Origin of the sequence: Enterobacter sp. RHBSTW-00318 (assembly GCF_014101375.1) — a bacterium.
Lineage (GTDB): Bacteria > Pseudomonadota > Gammaproteobacteria > Enterobacterales > Enterobacteriaceae > Enterobacter > Enterobacter ludwigii.
The window spans coordinates 173,418-193,424 of the sequence record NZ_JABXQH010000001.1 but is presented as its reverse complement, the minus strand read 5'-3'; the positions used below and the strand labels follow the sequence as shown (position 1 = coordinate 193,424).

General features: G+C 56.2%; 17 protein-coding genes. 5 read left to right on the top strand and 12 right to left on the bottom strand.

The features are described 5' to 3' along the window. Positions 1–189: 189 nt before the first annotated feature. Positions 190–1,230, bottom strand: coding sequence for an NADP-dependent oxidoreductase (locus HV157_RS01040; protein ID WP_047356436.1), 1,041 nt, complete (start codon positions 1,228–1,230; stop codon positions 190–192). Positions 1,231–1,295: 65 nt separating this feature from the next. Continuing rightward, the gene (locus HV157_RS01035; RefSeq protein ID WP_182268615.1) at positions 1,296–1,871 is read right to left on the bottom strand and encodes a helix-turn-helix domain-containing protein; all 576 of its coding nucleotides are present in this window, start codon (positions 1,869–1,871) and stop codon (positions 1,296–1,298) included. A gap of 150 nt (positions 1,872–2,021) precedes the next feature. Here HV157_RS01035 and HV157_RS01030 point away from each other — a divergent pair, with 150 nt between their 5' ends. Then, positions 2,022–2,540, top strand: coding sequence for a GNAT family N-acetyltransferase (locus HV157_RS01030; RefSeq protein ID WP_020884028.1), 519 nt, complete (start codon positions 2,022–2,024; stop codon positions 2,538–2,540). Further along, positions 2,537–2,986, top strand: a complete 450-nt coding sequence (locus HV157_RS01025) for a DMT family transporter (RefSeq protein WP_014170257.1) — start codon at positions 2,537–2,539, stop codon at positions 2,984–2,986. The genes HV157_RS01030 and HV157_RS01025 overlap by 4 nt, the downstream gene beginning before the upstream one ends. A gap of 14 nt (positions 2,987–3,000) precedes the next feature. Here the strand turns inward: HV157_RS01025 and HV157_RS01020 are convergent, their stop codons facing one another. Both HV157_RS01020 and HV157_RS01015 read right to left on the bottom strand, forming a co-directional pair. Then, entirely contained in the window at positions 3,001–3,234 is a 234-nt protein-coding gene (locus HV157_RS01020) for a YdcY family protein (protein ID WP_182268616.1), read from the bottom strand. A gap of 51 nt (positions 3,235–3,285) precedes the next feature. Beyond that, the gene (locus HV157_RS01015; protein ID WP_025204114.1) at positions 3,286–4,884 is read right to left on the bottom strand and encodes an ABC transporter substrate-binding protein; all 1,599 of its coding nucleotides are present in this window, start codon (positions 4,882–4,884) and stop codon (positions 3,286–3,288) included. Between the two features lie 283 nt (positions 4,885–5,167). Between HV157_RS01015 and HV157_RS01010 the strand changes: the two genes are divergently transcribed. The 3 genes from HV157_RS01010 to HV157_RS01000 are packed head-to-tail and all read left to right on the top strand — an operon-like array spanning position 5,168 to position 11,677. Further along, complete coding sequence (locus HV157_RS01010; RefSeq protein WP_182268617.1) at positions 5,168–6,520, top strand: SrfA family protein; 1,353 nt, start codon at positions 5,168–5,170, stop codon at positions 6,518–6,520. 4 nt (positions 6,521–6,524) lie between these two features. Further along, positions 6,525–9,506, top strand: coding sequence for a virulence factor SrfB (locus HV157_RS01005; RefSeq protein WP_182268618.1), 2,982 nt, complete (start codon positions 6,525–6,527; stop codon positions 9,504–9,506). Beyond that, positions 9,503–11,677 carry a virulence factor SrfC family protein gene (locus tag HV157_RS01000; protein ID WP_182268619.1) on the top strand — a complete coding sequence of 725 codons (2,175 nt, stop codon included), beginning with the start codon at positions 9,503–9,505 and terminating at the stop codon, positions 11,675–11,677. Before HV157_RS01005 ends, HV157_RS01000 begins: the two co-directional genes overlap by 4 nt. 33 nt (positions 11,678–11,710) lie before the next feature. Here HV157_RS01000 and HV157_RS00995 read toward each other — a convergent pair whose 3' ends face one another. The 8 genes from HV157_RS00995 to HV157_RS00960 form a co-directional block, all read right to left on the bottom strand. Beyond that, positions 11,711–12,469: an alpha/beta hydrolase gene (locus HV157_RS00995; protein WP_020884021.1), complete on the bottom strand. Its 759-nt coding sequence runs from the start codon at positions 12,467–12,469 to the stop codon at positions 11,711–11,713. Positions 12,470–12,555: 86 nt separating this feature from the next. Beyond that, entirely contained in the window at positions 12,556–12,729 is a 174-nt protein-coding gene (locus HV157_RS00990) for a GhoT/OrtT family toxin (RefSeq protein ID WP_032670341.1), read from the bottom strand. A 155-nt stretch (positions 12,730–12,884) separates the two neighbouring features. Further along, positions 12,885–14,309, bottom strand: coding sequence for an aminobutyraldehyde dehydrogenase (gene patD, locus HV157_RS00985; protein WP_182268620.1), 1,425 nt, complete (start codon positions 14,307–14,309; stop codon positions 12,885–12,887). A 24-nt stretch (positions 14,310–14,333) separates the two neighbouring features. Beyond that, positions 14,334–15,140, bottom strand: a complete 807-nt coding sequence (locus HV157_RS00980; protein ID WP_032680927.1) for an ABC transporter permease — start codon at positions 15,138–15,140, stop codon at positions 14,334–14,336. Next, positions 15,130–16,074, bottom strand: a complete 945-nt coding sequence (locus HV157_RS00975) for an ABC transporter permease (protein WP_063214368.1) — start codon at positions 16,072–16,074, stop codon at positions 15,130–15,132. The genes HV157_RS00980 and HV157_RS00975 overlap by 11 nt, the downstream gene beginning before the upstream one ends. Before the next feature lies 1 nt (position 16,075). Beyond that, positions 16,076–17,089, bottom strand: a complete 1,014-nt coding sequence (locus tag HV157_RS00970; protein WP_020884017.1) for an ABC transporter ATP-binding protein — start codon at positions 17,087–17,089, stop codon at positions 16,076–16,078. Between the two features lie 15 nt (positions 17,090–17,104). After that, a complete protein-coding gene (ydcS, locus tag HV157_RS00965; RefSeq protein WP_020884016.1) occupies positions 17,105–18,250 on the bottom strand; it encodes a putative ABC transporter substrate-binding protein YdcS in 1,146 nt (381 codons plus the stop codon). A 273-nt stretch (positions 18,251–18,523) separates the two neighbouring features. Continuing rightward, positions 18,524–19,933 (bottom strand): PLP-dependent aminotransferase family protein, encoded by a 1,410-nt coding sequence (locus HV157_RS00960; RefSeq protein WP_182268621.1) that lies wholly within the window; start codon positions 19,931–19,933, stop codon positions 18,524–18,526. Positions 19,934–20,007 lie beyond the last annotated feature (74 nt).

The window sequence follows — 20,007 nt, the reverse complement described above, 5'->3', positions numbered from 1 at the left end:
CCGATATATCCTGTATCGTCATGCCTGGTGATGGGAAGCCTGTAAAAATGTCAAGAAATGCAAAGTTTATTTTTTTTCGTTTTCGTGCTCATCTGAACGGAAGGCGCGAAAAGCCATGTCCAGTTAATTAAAGACAATATATCGTATCTTCACAAATAAATATGGCGGGAAACCCCGCCATATTTTAGATTATTTATTGTCACCCGCGACGCGAATCACGACTTTGCCGAAGTTTTTTCCTTCAAGAAGGCCAATCAGCGCCTCAGGCGCATTCTCCAGGCCGTCTGTAACCTGCTCACGGTAGTGAATTTTGCCTTCCTGCACCCAGCGCCCCATCTCATCCTGGAACTCCTTGATGCGATGGCCGTAGTCCTGAGCGATGATAAACCCCTGCATACGAATCCGTTTCTTCAGAATCGTCGCCATCAATAACGGCAAACGATCCGGCCCTTCCGGCAGACCCGTCGCATTGTAACCGCTCACCAGACCACATACCGGTACGCGCGCCGAGGTGTTCAGTAAGGGCAACACGGCGTCAAAGACTTTCCCGCCGACGTTTTCATAATAGACATCAATCCCTTTCGGGCAGGCCTTTTCCAGCTGGGCCGCGAAGTCATCGGCATGGTGATCCAGGCACTGGTCAAACCCGAGCACCTCAACGGCATGGCGGCATTTTTCTGCACCACCGGCAACGCCGATCACCCGGCAACCTTTGATTTTACCGATCTGCCCGACCGTCGCACCAACCGGCCCCGTCGCCGCCGCAACCACCAGCGTTTCACCGGCTTTAGGCTGGCCGATGTCCAGTAGCCCCATATAGGCGGTAAACCCTGGCATACCCAGAATGCCCAGCGCCCACGAGGGGTGAGAAATATTATCGCCCAGTTTCACCAGGCCGCTGCCGTCTGAAATTGCATACTCCTGCCAGCCGCTATAGCCCAGCACCCACTCACCCGGCGTATAGTCCGGATGATTTGACTGCTCAACGCGGCTGACCGTTCCCCCCACCATGACCGCCCCAATTTCCACTGGCGGTGAATAGGAAGGTGCATCACTCATGCGGCCACGCATGTAAGGATCAAGCGACAGCCAGACCGTGCGCAGCAAAAGCTGTCCTGCCTGAGGTTCAGGAACAGGCTGCTCTTCCAGACGAAAATTCTCCGCGACCGGCGCACCGTGCGGACGAGAAGCCAGAACCCAGCGGCGATTTTGCGAAACAGATTGATTCATCAGGAACTCCTTCTGGTACAAATGTCATTAGAGCCTGGCTCATGATCGGCGTAAACGCTTTAACTTTACGAGCCAGACTGGTTAAGCCGCACAACCAGATAGATACAGGTTTCATTCGTCTCATTAATGAACCGGCAGTCGTTGGGCGGCCCCAGTTCCAGGCAATCACCGGCGTGCATTTCATGACGGGTATCGCCCTCCTGGAAAACCAGTTCGCCAGACTGCAGCCAGATAAGCTGGCGCGCCAGCGCATACGACGAGGCGGGCATAGGGACATCGCTTGCCGCCGGCAGCTCAACCTGAACAAGATCGATGGGCAGATCGGTGCGGGGTGAAACGTGGCGGCGGAGGTAGTGTGTCTGAGGGTCACGCCAGACGGGCTGGTTTTCCAGACGCAGCAGCTTTCCTTCCTGCATTTCGGCTCTGGCGATCAGCGTTGACATGCTGATGCCAAACGCGCCGGATAACCGCGCGAGCAAGGTCGCCGTCGGGCTGCTGTCCCCGCGCTCTATCTTGTGGATCATGGCGCGCGAGACGCCGGCCCGGTCAGCAAGCTCGCTTAATGACCATCCTCGCGACTCGCGTTCAAGGCGAATTCGCGCGCTAATCCTTTGATTCATTGTGTCTGCCATAGTATTCATGACGTCATACTATAGTGTATGAACGGCATTTCAACGCGGTTTTGATAACAAAAAAATCTGGCTTATGTCATAGCTATCCGTCTGTACAGTTGTGTAATATCGTACTCATAACGTAATACTATAGTGAACAACACACTCAGAGGTTCAAACATGATCGTTCGTCATGCCTGCAAAGAAGACTGCGCCGCTATTGGGGAGATTTACAACCACGCGGTGCTGCATACTGCCGCGATCTGGAATGATAAAACCGTCGATACGGATAACCGCATTGCCTGGTTTGAGGCGCGTGCCCTCGCAGGCTACCCGGTGCTGGTGAGTGAAGAGAATGGCGTTATCACCGGCTACGCCTCGTTTGGCGACTGGCGCGCCTTTGACGGTTTCCGGCATACGGTAGAGCATTCTGTCTACGTTCATCCGGATCATCAGGGCAAAGGTATTGGCCGCACGCTGATGAACGCGCTGATTATTGAAGCGCGGACCCTCGGCAAACACGTCATGGTGGCGGGCATTGAGGCGCAAAACCAGGCCTCTATTCATCTTCATGAGACGCTCGGTTTTGTGACCACCGGCCAGATGCCGCAGGTGGGCACGAAGTTTGGCCGCTGGCTGGATCTGACCTTTATGCAGTTGCAGCTTGATGAGCGCAGCGATCCGGATGCTATCTCATGAATCAATCTCTGACGCTGGCTTTTCTGGTGGCGGCGGGAATTGGCCTGGTGGTGCAAAACACCTTAATGGTGCGCATCACTCAGTCCTCCTCGACCATTCTTATCGCGATGCTACTGAATTCGCTGGTTGGCATTGTGCTGTTTGTCAGCATTCTGCTGCTAAAACAGGGCTTCGCCGGATTTAGCGAGCTGGCCTCAACGATCCGCTGGTGGACGTTGATCCCGGGGCTGTTAGGGTCGTTTTTTGTTTTTGCCAGTATCAGCGGCTATCAAAATGTTGGCGCAGCGACAACCATCGCCGTGCTGGTGGCAAGCCAGTTGATTGGCGGGCTGGTAATGGATGTACTCAGAAGCAATGGCATCCCCTTGCGCGCGCTGATTGGCCCGGTGTGCGGTGCCGTAATGCTGGTGGTCGGGGCGTGGCTGGTCGCGAGACGCCAGTTCTGACCCCCGGCTCACCGCTACAGTATCGTACCGCCTTTGGTCAGCAATTCCTGACGGGCGTCCATCTCTTCTTTATGTTGCTTACCGTGATGTGCAATCGCGGTACGCAGACGCTGCTGCTGACTGTAGCGATCTTCACGGCTTAACGCTGCGTCGTCGCTCAGTTCGATCAGCAGTTCATTCATTCGGCTAATCACTCCCTCTTCGATGGCGTTATCGACACGGGCGATAACTTCATTTAAATGTGACATTGTCACTCCTTGTCAGATGCCCGGCAGGCGCGGTGCCTGCCGGGAAAAATGTCAGTTCAGTTTCGCTTTGGAGAAATCGCTGCCCATCAGGCTCACGCTGTACCCCGTTACGTTGCTGCGGGTGGCGTAGAACGTTTTGCCGTTCGCCAGCGCAATCCACGGTGCCTGGGCATAGAAGATCTCCTGCGCCTGGCTGTAGAGTTTTGCACGCTCACCCGGGTTGCTGGTCAGTTTGGCTTTCTTGACCAGATCATCATACCCCTTATCGCACCAGCGCGCGGCGTTCGATCCAGTTTTGATGCTGTCGCATCCCAGTAGTACATCAGCAAAGTTATCCGGGTCGCCGTTATCGGACATCCAGCCAAACAGCGCGGAATCATGCTCCCCTTTACGCATACCGGAGAGATACTCGCCCCACTCGTAAGAGACAATTTTGGCCTTCACGCCGACTTTCGCCCAGTCGCTCTGAATCATCTCCGCAATACGCTTCGAGTTAGGGTTATACGGACGCTGCACAGGCATTGACCACAGCGTCACGTCCGCACCCTTCTCCAGACCGGCCTGTTTCAACAAAGCTTTCGCTTTTTCAGGATCGTAGCTGTAGTCCTTCAGATCGTTATTAAAGCCCAGCATATTCGGCGGAATGGGGGATTTCGCCACCGTACCGGAACCCATAAAGACCGCATTCACGATGGCTTTTTTGTCCGTCGCATAGTTCAGGGCCTGACGCACCAGCACGTTATCAAACGGTTTTTTCTCGGTATTGAACGCCAGATACCCCACGTTCAACGCCTCCACGGCGTGCAGCTTCAGGTCTTTATTTTTGTTAATAACATCAAACTGAACCGGTGACGGCGCCGGAATGATCTGGCATTCGTTGGTCTGCAGCTTCGCCAGACGCGTTTCTACGTTTGGCGTGATGGAGAAAATAAGGTGTTTCGTCGGAACCGCACCTTCCCAGTAGTTCGGGTTAGCGACGTAGCGGATCAGCGAATCCACTTTGTACTGTTGCAGAACGTACGGCCCGGTACCAATCGGCCAGGTATCGACATTCTCAGGCGTCCCTTTTTTCAGCATCGCGTCAGCGTATTCAGCGGAAAGAATAGAGGCGAAATCCATCCCCCAGTCAGCAAGGAATGCGGCGTTTGGTTCGCTCAGCGTAAACTGCACGTGATAATCATCAACCTTTTTGACGTCCTGAATCAGCTTGTCCAGGCCTACATCATTAAAGTATTCGTAATTACCCTGCGAGACATTGTGATAAGGATGCTTAGGGTCTTTCTGACGCATGACGGAAAAAATAACGTCATCCGCATTAAAATCACGGGTCGGCTTGAAGTATTTATTGCTGTTGAACTTGACCCCTTTACGCAGCGTAAAGGTATAAGTCTTACCGTCCGGGGAAATTGTCCAGGACTCTGCCAGCGACGGTACCGGGGTGTTTTTCACCGGGTCGAAATTGATCAGGCGGTTATACAGGACCTGAGAGCTGGCCACGAATGACGGGCCTGAGCTGGCGATCTGCGGGTTGAAAGACTCCGGTGATGCTTCAGAGCAATAAATGATGGTGTCATTATTCGCCGCCCATGCGGCACCTGCTGGTAAGAGAGTGCTCAGCGCGAGGGCGAGCAGCGTTTTCCCTGTAGACATGGTTATAACCCTGGCAGTTTTATTATATTGGACTGTAATAACAGCACAGCCGCTATAACCTGGCAAATAACGAATCACTATCAGGTTATTCTAAAGCAACGTTTTCCGCTGGTTTTACAGCCAGTGTGCCAGAGGTTGATTTGCCTTAAGTGCCATTATTCGTCAAGCACAACCGCACCTTTCTATGCCACAAGAAATCGTCCCTTTTGGCGTCTCTTCCTCCGTTTGGTTGCTTCCCGATTTCGTTAAAGTAACGGTGTGAAGAAGTATATGGGATCAAATCGTGGCAAAAACTCTTTTACGCAGCGGTAATCTGGATGACTTTCAGGCCGTTGGCGGCGGCGGACAAGCCGTTTTTGAATCAGCGTTACAAATCCGGGAAGCGCTCCGGTTACGCAAACAACAGGCGATTGTCGACTGTCTGGCTATTCCGCAGGTCAATGATGGTGGCGACCGTGTCGACTGGTATTCGCCGGTCGACGGTAGTGTAACCAGCTGGAAAGCGGCCAACGAAGACGATCGTTATCGCGCCCTGCGCTATCTGGAAAATACGCTGGCCAGCGGTGAATCGCTGAGTAAGAAGTGCCTGCAGTCGCCAAAAACAGCGCAACAGCTTTTCGGCTCCCTGCTGTCGAAAGCATTTCAGTTTCCCGGCGAAAATTTCCTTTTCCTGGTTGATGGAAAGCCGGTCATAAGCTTCTGGGGGTTTGTAAACCTCAATGAGAATGCACGTGACGACGTACTCGACTGTTTACGTGAATCGCTGATCCCTGAGCCAGCCCCGATTGTCATTGAAGACCCTGAACCCGAGCCGGAACCGACCCCAGTCCTGACCTTTGAACAGGCCGATGAACCGCTGATCGCCCCGGCCACGGTGGTGCGCATCACGCCGGACGAACTGTATACGCCTGAACCTGCGCCGGTCACTATGCCACCTGTAGAAGAACCCGAGCCAGAGCCTGCGATCGTAGCCAAAAAACGCCGCGTTCCCCTGTGGACGCTTCCGGTTGCCGCCGTGATCGTTGCCGCGATTGCCACCCCGTTGCTGTGGCCAAAACAGGCCCCTTCTGCCGGGCCAGTGGCTGTCGTTGCCCCTGAACCTGTCGCCATTGCGCCAAAGCCGATTAAAGCCGTTGAGCCACTGCCGATGAAATTACCGCTGCATCAGGCAGAGGTGGTCGCGAGCAAAGAAAAAGAGCCGGCTCCCGTTGCCGCCCCAGCGCCTGCGCCGGTTGTGATTGCGGCGATCCCGAAAGACGCCATGGTCATGGAAGCAAACCAGGTGAAAGCGGGGTCGACGCGTTTTCTGAACGGAACATGGCGTGCGATCCTCGACGTGAAAGATCCGATTACCGGAAAACCACCGTCGCTGCGCTATCAGATCCAGAACAATAAAGGCTTCGCTCGTGTTGTTCACGGTGACAATGTTGTCTGCCGCGTGGAGGTTTTCTCCGGGCTGCACAGCAATGGCGAACTGATGATTAAGAGTCGCGGTAATGCCCGCTGCACAGACGGTTCACGCTACCCGATGCCGGAAGTTGCCTGTAAAGCAGGTACCAGCGATGTCGCTGAATGTAATGCCCGTTATGATGCCAAAACCGTCGTTCCACTGACGTTCAAGAAAGCAGGTGCCTGACCCTATGCTGGTAAATCTTTGCGACTATAAACAGAGCGTCACGCTTATTGCCAACAGCGGCGTGCAATTCCTCGATTTTGGCCTGACTCCGCAGGACACCGCCAGCAACGGGCGCTTCGTACGTAAAACCGCCAACGGTCCGCTTCTGCGTCTCGATTTCGATCTCGTCAACGGGCGTTACACGCTGCCGGGATTGAACGGCGGACAGCCTGAAGTGGTGAAACCGGAAACCACGATCCCACTGCATCAGTCTCTGACGGTGCTGGATGGCGTCTGGCTCCCCATTCCCTTCCTGCGCTTCAATCCGCCACGTACCTTTGTTGACGGGCCGGATAACTGGGCGCGTGTCCAGGTGCGTAAACTTGAAACGCCTGATGCGGCAGGTAATACACACCGCGTCACGCTCGCTCTCGACAGCCAGATTGCAGAGCATGCTACTGCCGCGCTGTCCCCGGTTGAAAATGACATTCTCAACGGCACCCGTTTCGGACTGGCGTGGCGTGACGATGAGGTGGAAAGCTTCCTCGACCAGACCTGGATTGACGGCTGGCTGCGCGAGGCGTTTACCCACTATGCGACCGACGTTGAAAACCGCGCGGAACGCGACCTGCAGCAGGCAATGCGCAGCTTTGAGTACCAGGCACACTGGCTCAACCTGCTGTCCATGCTCGGTGAACAGCTTACCGTGCCGGAAGTGAAATTTGTCACCCATACCCTCAGTACGCCGGCTATTCCGGTCGACCTGATCCTCGACGTCGGGAATACCCATACCTGCGGCGTTATTATTGAAGATCACGGTGATGCGAACGACGGTCTGCGCCAGACGGCCGAACTGCAGGTGCGCTCGTTAAGCGAACCACAGTTCCTCAATGAGCCGCTGTTTACCAGTCGTCTGGAGTTTTCAGAAGCGCGTTTTGGCAAGCAGCACTTCTCGGTGGAAAGTGGGCGTGAAGATGCCTTTGTCTGGCCGTCTATTGTCCGCGTGGGCGATGAAGCCCGCAAACTGGCTACGCGCCGTCTGGGCACGGAAGGTAACAGCGGTATATCCAGCCCGCGTCGCTACCTGTGGGATGAAACCCCGGTGGTCCAGGACTGGCGCTTTAGCCAGATGAACAGCAAAACCCAGCGCGAACCGCTGGCGACCGCGTTCCCGCTGATGAACCTGATGAACGATGACGGTGAACCACTCTTTACGCTGCCGCAGGACGAGCGACTGCCGGTTTTCTCCCCGCAGTACAGCCGCAGCACGCTGATGACGCATATGCTGTGCGAACTGCTGGCACAGGCGCTGGGGCAGATCAACAGCGTTGCCACGCGCCTGCGTCTGGGCTTTCCGGCCTCGCCACGCCAGCTGCGTACGCTGATCCTGACCCTGCCCTCGGCGATGCCGAAGCAGGAACGCGAGATCTTCCGTCGCCGCATGTTCGAAGCGATCGCTATCGTCTGGAAAGCGATGGGCTGGCACCCGCAGGACGACGATTTTGCCACCCGTAAGCACCAGGAAAAAAGCGTGGTGCCGGTACCTGCAATCCAGATGGAGTGGGACGAGGCCAGCTGTGGTCAACTGGTGTGGCTATACAACGAAGCGATTTCACATTTTGGTGGTCAGACGGAAGCGTTCTTCGCCTCCCTCGCCCGCCCGGATCGTGAACCTGAACCAGACGTTCAGCCGGGGCGCTCGCTGCGTGTCGCCTCTATCGACATTGGCGGTGGCACAACCGACATGGCGATCACCCATTATCAGCTGGATGACGGCTCCGGTAACAACGTCAAAATCACGCCGCAGCTGCTGTTCCGCGAAGGGTTTAAAGTGGCCGGTGACGACACCCTGCTGGACGTCATCCAGCGCTATGTGTTACCCGCCCTGCAAACCCAGCTGCAGAAGTCCGGCATCGCCGATGCCTCTCTGCTGATGGCCTCGCTGTTTGGTGACTCAGGACGTATCGATACCCAGGCGGTATTGCGCCAGCAAACGGCGCTTCAGCTCTTTATGCCGATTGGTCACGCCATCCTTGCCGCGTGGGAATCCAGCGACATCGACGATCCGCTGGCAGGCTTGCATGCCACCTTTGGCGATCTGCTGTCGCAGAAACCGACCCGCAACGTGATGAATTATCTGCAACAGGCCGTCGATCATGCCTTGCCGGCAGGTTCAGAAGCCTTCGATCTGTTTGCCGTTCCGCTGCACGTGAATTTCCGTGAAATGCAGGATGCGATGCTGGCAGGCCAGTTCACGCTGGCGTCACCCCTGCATGCGGTGTGCGAGGCCATTTCACATTACAGCTGCGATATTCTGCTGATCACGGGGCGTCCGGGCTGCCTGCCTGGCGTTCAGGCGCTTATTCGCCATCTGCAGCCGGTGCCGGTTAATCGCATCGTCTGGCTGGATAAATACCAGGTTCATGAATGGTACCCGTTCAGCCAGCAAGGACGCATTGGTAATCCAAAATCGACCGCCGCCGTCGGCGCGATGCTTTGCAGCCTGGCGCTTGACCTGCGACTGCCGCGCTTTAACTTTAAAGCCGCGGATATCGGTGCATATTCGACTGTTCGCTATCTGGGCGTCCTGGATAACACCGTAAACACCCTGCGTGAAGAAAACGTCTGGTATCAGGATATCGACCTGGATAAACCGGGTGCGAAACTCGACGCTCGTCTGCACTTCCCGCTGCGCGGAAATGTGACGCTCGGTTTCCGCCAGCTGGCGAACGCGCGCTGGCCGGCAACGCCGCTCTATACGCTTAGCATCAACTCGGCCGAACTGGCCAAAGCGATTGCGGGTGACGGCGTGCTGAACGTGCGGCTCAAACTTTGCGGCGGCAATAAGCATGAGGGGCCTGAATCCTTCGCGCTGAGCGATGCCTGGTTGCAGGACGGGACGCCGGTTCCGCCTGATGCTTTAACCTTCAAACTGAATACTCTGGCCGATCGCCGTCATAGCGGCAGCCACTACTGGATCGACAGCGGGAGCGTATACCTGAAATGACTGCGACGATGACCACCACTCAGGCCTTAATCGGGTGGATAAATGAGACGCGCCTGAACGCCCCAGTGCTGGATAACGAGGCCGATGCCCTTCTTGCGCGCATCAACGCGACGCAGGCACGGGAGCAGGCCATTGACCGCGCCCTGTCACGCCCGGGCAGTATTGGACTTTACGGTCATTCTCAGAGTGCAAAAGCGCATCTGCTTTTATCGCTGTGCGGCAGCGGTAATGGCCGCCTGAACGTTACGCCAGGCCAGCGTACATTTGACTATTTTTCGCACATTAATCCGGGACATGCCCTGACCAACATGGCCGTGCGGTTCACCCGCGGAAATACAGAGGTGATGGATGAGGCGTTCCCGCTGCGCCTGAGCCTGGTGACAGAGGCAGAGCTGGTGCAGCTGTTTATCGCCCGCACCACGCTGCAGCCGGACATCCGCGCCGTGGATAAAGCGGTCATTGAGACGCGCCTGGAGAAGTGGCGTGGCCTGCGCCAGCCGCAGGGCGTTCCTGGTATTACGGCTCAGGACGTGGGTGCCATCGCCCGCTTCTGGCAAAGCTCAGTACCTGCCGCGAAACAGCAAATTGATGATGCCCTGTGGCATCAGTTTGCACAGCTGGTCCCTTCGCTCGATCTCAGCACGCGTGCCAGCGTCTGGTCGCTGCTGTGGGGTGAGCAACAGGAGTTGACCCAGCAGTGGTTAAAGCTCGCTCATGTCCTGCATCAGACCAGCCATGCCGGAGCACTCGCCGCCCCGCTCAGCCTGCTGGTCGATAACTTCGGGCTGCCGGGCGAAGGGTTCCTGACTCACGGCACCTTTACCCTTCCGGAGTCCCAGGAGACGCTGCTTCATCCGCTGAACAACGGCGAGATGCTTAACGCCATCAGTATCCCTGTCGATACGCTCGCCTTCCTGACGCGTGAGCTGGTCTTGCCGGTCGAAAGCAGCGCCCTGGATAATGTCGATATTATTGATATTCCGGTCTTTTCAGATAACAGCGCCGATACACTGAACCAGGCTAAATGCCAGTGGTTGCTGGAGCATTATCGCCAGCAGCTGCAACCGGACGTGCTTGTTATCTGCAATGCGACAGCCCAGCACGAGCAAACGGCTAAAAAAGCCCGGGTGCTGATGAACTGGGTCAAAGAGACTCAGCCTGTTGAAGAATCCGCCCTGCCGGGGCTGGTGTGGGCGATTACGCCTCACGACGCACGTTTTACCACCCGTCAGAACCTTGATGAAACGGTACAGCACCTGTTGGGCAAACCGGGTGTGCGCTGGGGGACACTGCAGGCGCTGGACAGCCACAGCATGCAGCGCGTGATCGAGTGGTTGTCTCAGGCCACGTTATCCGCTCAGCGACAGAAGCGTCTTAGCACGCTGAAAGCAATGCTGCGCCAGGAACTCTCGGCCCTGATGAAGGGGTATCTGGCACCGCTGGTTGAGGAACCCGGCGCCAGACGAACTCAGGCCGAAAACATGGTGCGCGTTCTGCAAAGCTCCGCCGCCCGCCACGGTGAACTGCTTGAAGGTCTTCTGCCGCCGCTTAAAGCCTTTGAAACCCTGCTGGCCGTTCAGCAGCCCCGCGAGGAGCAGGTGAACGGACTGTTTACGGATACCATTGACCTGTTTGCCGAGCATGCCCAGGAGAACGCCAGTCCATTCCAGACCAAAGACAAAGCTCGCCTGGCGCATAAAGTCTGGATAAACCATCTGCGCCAGTGGAGCCGCAACGATGCCACTGCCGCGCGCCTTGGGCTGGAACCCGCTGTTTTGCAGCAAATTGCCGACGTTCTGGTGGTGGCCAGCTACCGACTGAACCTGCCGCAGCAGTTGCAGAACATCGTTGAAACCGACAAGAGCAGCGCTGCTCAACTGCATGCCGTAATGGGCAACTTCATTGGCTGGCTGGGCTACGATCGGACACCCGCAGAGGCACGCCCGGCGAGCCGCATCCGTAAAGGCCAGGCAATCTTTGTCACACCGGTGGTCAACAGTACCGCGCCGCGCCTGACGCGTCTGGGAGAACAACCCGTACATGCGGCAACGGTGTATGTCTATGACTGGCTGGTCGCCCTCTATAGCCGGGCAATAGAGAACATCGATTTCCACCACCCGCACGATGTACAGCCTGCCGCACGCCAGGCCTTACAAGCCCTGTTACGTTAGCGCTCCTGGCCCGCAGAGATGCGGGCTATCCTTTCAGGTCGTGGTCATACACTCTGCTAACGTCTGCGCCAGTGCCGACGGATTTTCCCATGACATGGAGTGTCCGGCCGCTGGGATGATTTTCACCTCAACGCCCCGCTTTTGCAGAGAGTCCACATCATCATCAGGTAGAGACCACTCGCCGAAAATCAACGTCACCGGACAGCGCAGAGACAAAAACTGAACCTCCCATTCCGGCTCTACCCCTTCCACCAGGCTGGACGCGCCACGCCACACGGCATACGGCGCATTGCTTTGCAGACTGCCCGCCCAGGGTGAGGTTTCTGCACTGAGCAGCGCATCATACCCCTGCGCCAGGAACTGTTGTTCCGTCTGTGCAGCAATAGAGCGGCTGAACATGCCACCTCCGGCGTGAAAATTGGGTTCCGACACCATCAACCCTTTTACGCGTGGCGCCATCAGTCCTGCTGCCTCGATAGCAATGCTGCCACCCATACTATGACCATATAGCCAGAAGCTATTGAGTTTGAGATGGTCCAACAGTTCAGCCACCACTCGCGCCTGCTCGCTGGTGCGATAACGATACTGCACGGGTTTGTCGCTGTAACCGCTGCCCGGGAGATCGATAAGAATGGCTCTGCGCGCACCAAACCGGGCGTCAGAGACGATACGAGGATATTCATAAGAAGAGGCGCAGCCTAACCCGTGAATAAACACCACAGGATCGCCAGAGCCGGGAAGATCGTGCCAGCGCACAACGCAGCCGGCCTGCTGCGAGTAAAAACTGTTCATAAGCACTCCTTTAACGATTCACTGTGTATTTATACAGTCTTCGTGTCTGGAATGCTATGTTCATCTTTTAAAACGGGAAGCGTGCTTCAGAAAAGCGAGATCAACAGCGCAACGGGAAAGCTCATTGGCCAGGTTGACCCCACCAGAAAAGCACTGAGCAGTCGGATACGTTTGCGGTCTTTAGAGAGGAACCAGGTAATTAATGCACAGACAGAAGCCATGATTGCGTAAAAAACCAACATCTTTTGATACAACGTCATTCTGTTTACCAGAGCCGAAAAAATAACCGCACGCAATATGCGTCATATGTTGATACAGATCAAGTTTTTTCGTTACAGAATAACCACCTGAATAATATGGGATATGTACTGCAGGCAGAGAATGCCCGGCGCTGAATGCGACCGGGCATGGGGGCTTAGTGCTTTATCATCACGTGGCGAACAACGGTATAATCTTCAAGGCCGTACACCGACATATCTTTGCCGTAGCCGGATAACTTCATCCCGCCGTGCGGCATTTCGCTCACCAGCATAAAATGGGTATTAACCCAGGTGCAGCCGTACTGCAGACGCGCGCTCATCCGGTGGGCACGCCCTACATCGCGGGTCCAGACCGATGACGCCAGGCCGTACTGCGAATCGTTCGCCCATGCCAGCACCTGCGCTTCGTCATCAAACTCGGTGACACTTACAACCGGGCCAAACACTTCACGCTGAACGATAGCATCGTCCTGTTTTGCCCCTGCCAGAAGGGTTGGCTGGAAATAGTAGCCTGCCCCCTCTTTTTTGCTGCCGCCGGTCACCACGCGAATATGGCTCAGGGCTTTAGCCTCATCAACTGCCTTACAGACGCGTGAAAGATGGGCTTCGGAACTCAGCGGGCCCAGCTCGGTGGTTTCCTCCTCCGGCGCGCCCATCTTCAGGCTCGCCACCGCGGCACCCATTTTTTCCACCAGCGCGGCATAAACGCCTTTCTGCGCATAAATACGACAGGCTGCCGTACAATCCTGCCCGGCATTGTAGAAACCGAAAGTACGTACCCCGTCAACAACCGCATCAAGATCGGCGTCGTCGAAAACGATAACCGGGGCTTTGCCGCCCAGCTCCATATGGGTGCGTTTAATCGAGGACGCCGTGTGTTCAATAATATGTTCGCCGGTGGCAATAGAACCGGTGAGCGACACCATACGCACCTTTTCGTGGCCGGTCAGCGGATCGCCGACCGTTTTTCCGCGGCCAAACAGAACGTTCAGAACGCCTGCCGGGAAGATGTCTTTCGCCAGTTCCGCCAGCTTGAGGGCCGTCAGTGGGGTAATCTCCGAAGGTTTGATCACCACACAGTTACCCGCGGCCAGCGCGGGTGCCAGCTTCCATGCCGCCATCATCAGCGGATAGTTCCATGGCGCAATGGAGGCGACCACGCCCACCGGATCGCGGCGTATCATCGATGTGTGACCGTCAAGATATTCGCCGGCGGCCAGCCCGTTCAGGCAGCGGGCGGCGCCGGCAAAGAAGCGGAAAACGTCGACCACAGCCGGAATTTCATCTCCCAACGCACAGTGCAGCGGCTTACCGCAATTGAGCGATTCGAGACGGGCAAATTCTTCGCCGTGGGCTTCAATCACGTCAGCCAGCTTCAGCAGACACTCGGCACGCGTTTTAGGCGTGGTTTGTCCCCATTCAATGAATGCGCGATCGGCGGCCTGAACCGCCGCGTCGACCTGCGCTGCTGACGCTTCAGCAATCTCCAGAAGTACCTCTCCGGTGGCAGGGTTATAGACCGGCTGTTTTTCCCCGTCCCCGGCGACCAGTTCACCATTTATCAGCAGTTGTGTTTGCATAGCATTGTCCTGTTGAAATCAATGTTATTTCCCGCTTCCGGCACTGTTTTCGCCGTCGCGGGTTAGCCACCAGGCTCCCAGAATGGGTAGGGTTGTGACCAGCATCACCAGCAGTGCAACGACGTTGGTGACCGGCACGTCGCGCGGACGCCCGAGCTGATTAAGCAACCACAGCGGTAACGTGCGCTCGTGTCCCGCGGTAAATGTTGTGACGATGATTTCGTCAAACGAGAGTGCAAACGCCAGCATCCCCCCGGCCAGCAACGCCGAACCGAGATTCGGCAGGACCACGTAACGGAAGGTTTGCCAGCCGTCGGCTCCCAAATCCATTGACGCCTCGACCAGACTCCAGGAGGTGCGTCTGAAACGGGCAATCACGTTGTTAAACACCACCACCACGCAGAACGTGGCGTGACCGACCACGATGGTGAAAAAACCCGGCTCAAGGTCAATGGTTTTAAATGCCGTCAACAGCGCCAGACCGGTGATAATCCCCGGTAACGCAATCGGCAACAGCAGCAACAGCGAGATCGCATTTTTGCCAAAAAACGCGCTTCGCCACAGCGCTGCTGCAGCAAGCGTGCCAAGCACAAGCGCGATAGCCGTCGACAGCGCAGCGATTTGAAGTGACAACGTCACTGATTCAATGATGTCGCCACGCCCCGCTGCCACGGTGAACCACTTCAAGGTCAACCCCTGCGGCGGAAAACTGAACGCGGCGTCTTCGGTGTTAAAGGCGTAGGTCGCAATAATCAGCAGCGGGAAATGAAGGAAGATAACGCCTCCCCAGGCTGCCACTTTGAGGAACAACGGTGCGCGTTCAGAGTGCATCGAATGCTCCCAGACGTTTCACGAACGCCAGATAAAGAGAGATGAGGACAATTGGCACCAGGGTGAAGGCAGCGGCCATGGGCATATTGCCGATAGCGCCCTGCTGGGAATAGACCATATTGCCAATAAAGTACCCCGGCGGCCCCACCAGCTGTGGAACAATGAAATCGCCCAGCGTCAGGGAAAAAGTGAAGATTGACCCTGCCGCAATGCCCGGGATTGCCAGCGGCAAAACGACGTAACGAAAAGTCTGGCGTGGTCGCGCGCCGAGATCGGCTGAAGCCTGCAGTAACGACGCGGGCAGCCGCTCCAGCGCCGCCTGTACCGGCAGGATCATAAACGGCAGCCAGATATAGACGAACACCAGAAAACGCCCCAGCCCGGAGGTGGAAAGCGTGTTTCCCCCAATGGCCGGTAGCGTAAGGATTGCGGTCAGGATCGGCTCGAGCCCCAGGTGGCTCAGAAACCACTGCGCCACCCCGTCTTTCGCCAGCAGCAGCGTCCAGGCATAGGCTTTAACAATATAGCTGGCCCACATTGGCAGCATCACGGCGATATAGAAGAACGCCTTCCACTTGCCGCGGGTGTAACGTGCCATGTACCAGGCCATCGGAAACGCGAGGATAGCGCTGGCGATGGTCACCGCAATGGCCATCATCAGCGTACGCAGGATGATGTCATAGTTTGCCGGATTAAAAAGCGCCAGGATATTGGCAAACGTCAGGTCCGGCGTGACCGCCATGGTGAAATCGTCAAAGGTATAAAACCCTTGCCATAAAAGCGTGAGAAGCGATCCCAGATAAACGATGCCAAACCACATTAGCGGCGCGAGCAGCAGCAGGAACAGCCCAAGCGATGGCTTACGCCAGAACAGTGCGGTAAGGCGGCTCATGCGGCTACGGTGGGCGGGAGGCGCCGCGAGATGCGTGTTCATGTCACCTCTCCTCTTGCAGGCGAACCATGGCATCACGTGACCACGACGCCATCACCGCCTGTCCCGGCGTCACGCCGCTCAGCGTTGCGGCATCGCTAAAATTGGCCTGGCTGACCAGCAGTTTTGCACCGTCAGCGAGTTTTAGCTCAAGACGCGTTGCCGCCCCCTGATACTGTACTGCCTGCACCACGCCCTCAACCTGAACCTCACCGCTCTCATTGAGGCGAATATGTTCCGGCCGTAAAGAATAGATGCCTTCCATCCCGCACACGTTGTGTGCCATACCGGCGTCAAACACGTTTGAGGTCCCGACAAAGCTCGCCACGAATGGCGTTCCTGGACGCATATAGAGATCGCGCGGGGTGTCGACTTGCTCAATGCGGCCATTATTGAAAACCGCGACCCGGTCAGACATCGACAGGGCTTCCCCCTGATCGTGAGTGACGAAAATAAAGGTGATGCCGAGCTCCTGTTGCAGCTTTTTCAGCTCGAACTGCATCTGCTCACGCAGTTTAAGATCGAGCGCGCCGAGCGGTTCATCCAGCAGCAATACCCGGGGTTCATTGACCAGCGCCCGCGCGATGGCGACACGTTGACGTTGCCCCCCGGAAAGCTGCGAAGGCTTACGCGTGACAGCAAAGCTTAGCCCCACTTTTTCCAGCGCTTGACGCGCCTGTGCATGCCGCGTTTTCTTGTCGATACCTTTGACCATGAGTCCGTACGCGACGTTATCGAGGATCGACATATGCGGGAACAACGCATAATCCTGGAACACGGTATTCACATCGCGTTCCCATGGGGGAAGTGCGCTCGCCTCTTTACCGAAGATTTTGATTGCGCCGCCTGACAGCTGCTCAAAACCGGCTATCAGACGCAGGCAGGTAGTTTTGCCGGAGCCCGAAGGCCCCAGCATGGAGAAAAACTCTCCGTCATGAATAGCAATGGTGACCCCATCCACCGCCCGCACGTCACCGTACAGACGGGAAACGTCATTAAACTCTACTGCGTACGTCATGTTCTGCTCCTGCGATTAACGGCCGCCCATGATGGCGATGTAATCCTGTGTCCAGCGGCTGTAAGGAACGAATTTGCCGCCTTCTGCAATCGGGGTTTTCCAGAACATGATTTTGTCGAAATAGTTGTAGCCGTTCGTTTCGCAGCCTTTATCGCCGAGCAATGTGCTGGCTTTACACCCTTCCGGTACCACGGGCAGCGAGCCAAACCAGGCCGCCAGATCGCCCTGCACTTTAGGCGTCAGCGACCAGTTCATCCATTTGTAGGCGCACATCGGGTGCTTGGCCTGCGCGTGCAGCATGGTGGTGTCCGCCCAGCCGGTTACCCCTTCTTTCGGGAAAACAGTGGCAACAGGCTGGTTCTCCGCTTTCAGGGCATTGGCCTGATAGGGCCAGGCGCTGGAGGCCACTACGCCTTCATTTTTAAAGTCGCTCATCTGAACGGTGGTGTCATGCCAGTAGCGGTGGATCAGCGCATGCTGGTCACGCAATACCTTCAGTACGGCGGCATACTGTTTTTCTGTTAGCTGGTACGGGTCGGTGATACCCAGCTGCGGCTGCGTGGCTTTGACAAACAGCGCCGCATCGGCGATGTAAATCGGGCCATCATAGGCCTGCACGCGGCCCTGATTGGTTTTACCGTCAGGTAAATTCTGTTTCGTAAAGACGACGCTCCAGCTGTCCGGCGGCGTCGGGAACGTTTTGCTGTTGTACATCAGCAGGTTTGGCCCCCACTGATACGGCGTGCCGTAGACGTTGCCGCCGACGTTAAACCATTCACCTTTGACGATCCGCGGGTCGAGAGTTTTCCAGTTTGGGATAAGGTCCGGGTTAATCGGCTGAACGCGTTTCCCCATGATCAGGCGCAGTGAGGCATCGCCCGAGGCAGTGACCAGATCGTATCCTCCTTTAGCCATCAGGCTAACCATTTCATCCGAGGTGGCCGCGGTTTTAACGTTCACCGCGCAGCCGGTCTCTTTTTCGAACTGCGTGACCCAGTCATAATTTTTATCGGTTTGTCCCCGTTCGATGTACCCGGGCCAGGCAATAATATCCAGTCGTCCTTCCCCGTCGCCGATAGCCTTCGGTGGCTCTGCGGCGTGCGCTGTCATGAGGGTCATGCCGAGCGCGCACAGGCTGCTGCGGGCAAATTTTTTGCTCATAAGAATTACTCCTGTCGCAATGAAATTTAGCGGCAGCCGTGCCGTAAAAATATCTCCCTTATTAAACGTAGACCGCGCAAATGCGCCGCACCGTGCGGCTTAAAGAAATTTCATCAAGGTGTGACCGAGGGCGCATTCCCCGTTAACTGGATTATAGACAAGGAGTTAGCGTTGAGAGGCGGTATGCAGATTTCCTATGATGCGGTACTGCGGAATATTCGCCGTACCGCCATCAGGATAAGGAATGATTATTTTAGAAAGGTGCGGAGATTATTATTCGAGCATGCTGCTAATTAATTTCCCTAACTGAATCACAGCCTGTTCTTCCCGCTCCCCCCACGCCCAGGAGGTATTAAACCGGAAGAACGGTGTCCAGGCGTCAGAGGTCGAAAACATCTTACCGGGGGCAATACTGATGTGGTGCATTAGCGCTTTCTCACTCAGCAGCCCGGCGTCCAGCTGCGCCGGGAGTTCCAGCCACAAAAAATAGCCGCTGTCGTTGTGATGAATTTTGACGCCTGCCGGCATATGGCGCAAAAGCGACTGCCACGCCTGCTGTTTGCGTTCGGCCAGCGTGCGTCGCAGGCGGCGAAGATGGGCGTCATAGCGTTTTGTCGCCAGGTAATCCACCAGCGCCAGCTGCATGGGTGAACTGGTCGATAAGGTGCTCATCAGCTGTAGCTGCTGAATGCGTCGCGCATGTTTACCTGCCGCCACCCAGCCGATGCGAAACCCCGCCACCAGACATTTCGAGAAGGACGAGCAGTGCAGCGTCATATCGTCACCATCCCAGGCTTTCGCTGGCAGGGGTTTCTCCCGGCCAAAATAGAGTTCGCTGTAGACATCATCTTCGATCAGGGTGACGTTGTGCCTGGCGAGAAGCGCGACCAGGTGCGCTTTTTTTTCTGCGCTGAGCGTGAAGCCGAGTGGATTTTGACTGTTGGTCATGAGCCAGCAGGCTTTGACCGGATACTCATTGAGCGCCTGCTCAAGCGCATTCAGATCGATCCCTTCGCGGACGTCCGTCGCCACCGACAGCGCTTTGAGTTTCAGGCGTTCCAGCGCCTGCAGTGCACCATAGAAACAGGGGTTTTCGACAATCACCCAGTCACCAGGCTCGGTAACGGCCTGCAGGCTAAGATTCAGGGCTTCGAGTGCGCCTGCGGTTATGACAATCTCATCCGGCGAGATATTCATTCCCTGCTGCGCATAGCGGCGGGCAATGGCGTGGCGAAGGTCAACGTTACCCGGAGGCAGGTTTTCAATCACGCTCATTGCTGTGGCGGCTTTACTGACATTGGCCAGCGAACGGTTAAGTTGCTGCAACGGGAAAAGCCGGGGGTCGGGGAAGGCAGAAGCGAAAGGAACAACCGACGGGTCGCGGCTGGCCTGTAATACGTCGAAGATATAGGTGTTGATATCTACCACTTCGTCCCGCATCACCTGGGCAGGCGGCGCAGGTTGTTGGGCGGTCGGGCGCGAGGCAACGTAATAGCCCGACTGCGGCCTGGCGACGATACGCCCCTGGCTTTCCAGCATCTGATACGCGTGGCCCACGGTCATAAAACTCATGCCGCTGCTCGCGACCTGCTCTCGCAGAGAAGGCAGCTTATCGCCCGGCAACCATACGCCAAGCTCGATCTGCGAGATAATTTGTTGCGCCAGACGCTGGTATTTTTTCATCAGATTCTCCTTATGACCGACAGTGTATATCAGCAGGAGAAAAAGAGAAGATTTTGCTAACTGTTATAGTTAGC

Coding starts and splice junctions, on each gene's coding strand:
- HV157_RS01040 (WP_047356436.1), bottom strand. CDS start 1,230: ATGAATCAATCTGTTTCGCAAAATCGCCGCTGGGTTCTGGCTTCTCGT.
- HV157_RS01035 (WP_182268615.1), bottom strand. CDS start 1,871: ATGAATACTATGGCAGACACAATGAATCAAAGGATTAGCGCGCGAATT.
- HV157_RS01030 (WP_020884028.1), top strand. CDS start 2,022: ATGATCGTTCGTCATGCCTGCAAAGAAGACTGCGCCGCTATTGGGGAG.
- HV157_RS01025 (WP_014170257.1), top strand. CDS start 2,537: ATGAATCAATCTCTGACGCTGGCTTTTCTGGTGGCGGCGGGAATTGGC.
- HV157_RS01020 (WP_182268616.1), bottom strand. CDS start 3,234: ATGTCACATTTAAATGAAGTTATCGCCCGTGTCGATAACGCCATCGAA.
- HV157_RS01015 (WP_025204114.1), bottom strand. CDS start 4,884: ATGTCTACAGGGAAAACGCTGCTCGCCCTCGCGCTGAGCACTCTCTTA.
- HV157_RS01005 (WP_182268618.1), top strand. CDS start 6,525: ATGCTGGTAAATCTTTGCGACTATAAACAGAGCGTCACGCTTATTGCC.
- HV157_RS01000 (WP_182268619.1), top strand. CDS start 9,503: ATGACTGCGACGATGACCACCACTCAGGCCTTAATCGGGTGGATAAAT.
- HV157_RS00995 (WP_020884021.1), bottom strand. CDS start 12,469: ATGAACAGTTTTTACTCGCAGCAGGCCGGCTGCGTTGTGCGCTGGCAC.
- HV157_RS00990 (WP_032670341.1), bottom strand. CDS start 12,729: ATGACGTTGTATCAAAAGATGTTGGTTTTTTACGCAATCATGGCTTCT.
- patD (WP_182268620.1), bottom strand. CDS start 14,309: ATGCAAACACAACTGCTGATAAATGGTGAACTGGTCGCCGGGGACGGG.
- HV157_RS00980 (WP_032680927.1), bottom strand. CDS start 15,140: ATGCACTCTGAACGCGCACCGTTGTTCCTCAAAGTGGCAGCCTGGGGA.
- HV157_RS00975 (WP_063214368.1), bottom strand. CDS start 16,074: ATGAACACGCATCTCGCGGCGCCTCCCGCCCACCGTAGCCGCATGAGC.
- HV157_RS00970 (WP_020884017.1), bottom strand. CDS start 17,089: ATGACGTACGCAGTAGAGTTTAATGACGTTTCCCGTCTGTACGGTGAC.
- ydcS (WP_020884016.1), bottom strand. CDS start 18,250: ATGAGCAAAAAATTTGCCCGCAGCAGCCTGTGCGCGCTCGGCATGACC.
- HV157_RS00960 (WP_182268621.1), bottom strand. CDS start 19,933: ATGAAAAAATACCAGCGTCTGGCGCAACAAATTATCTCGCAGATCGAG.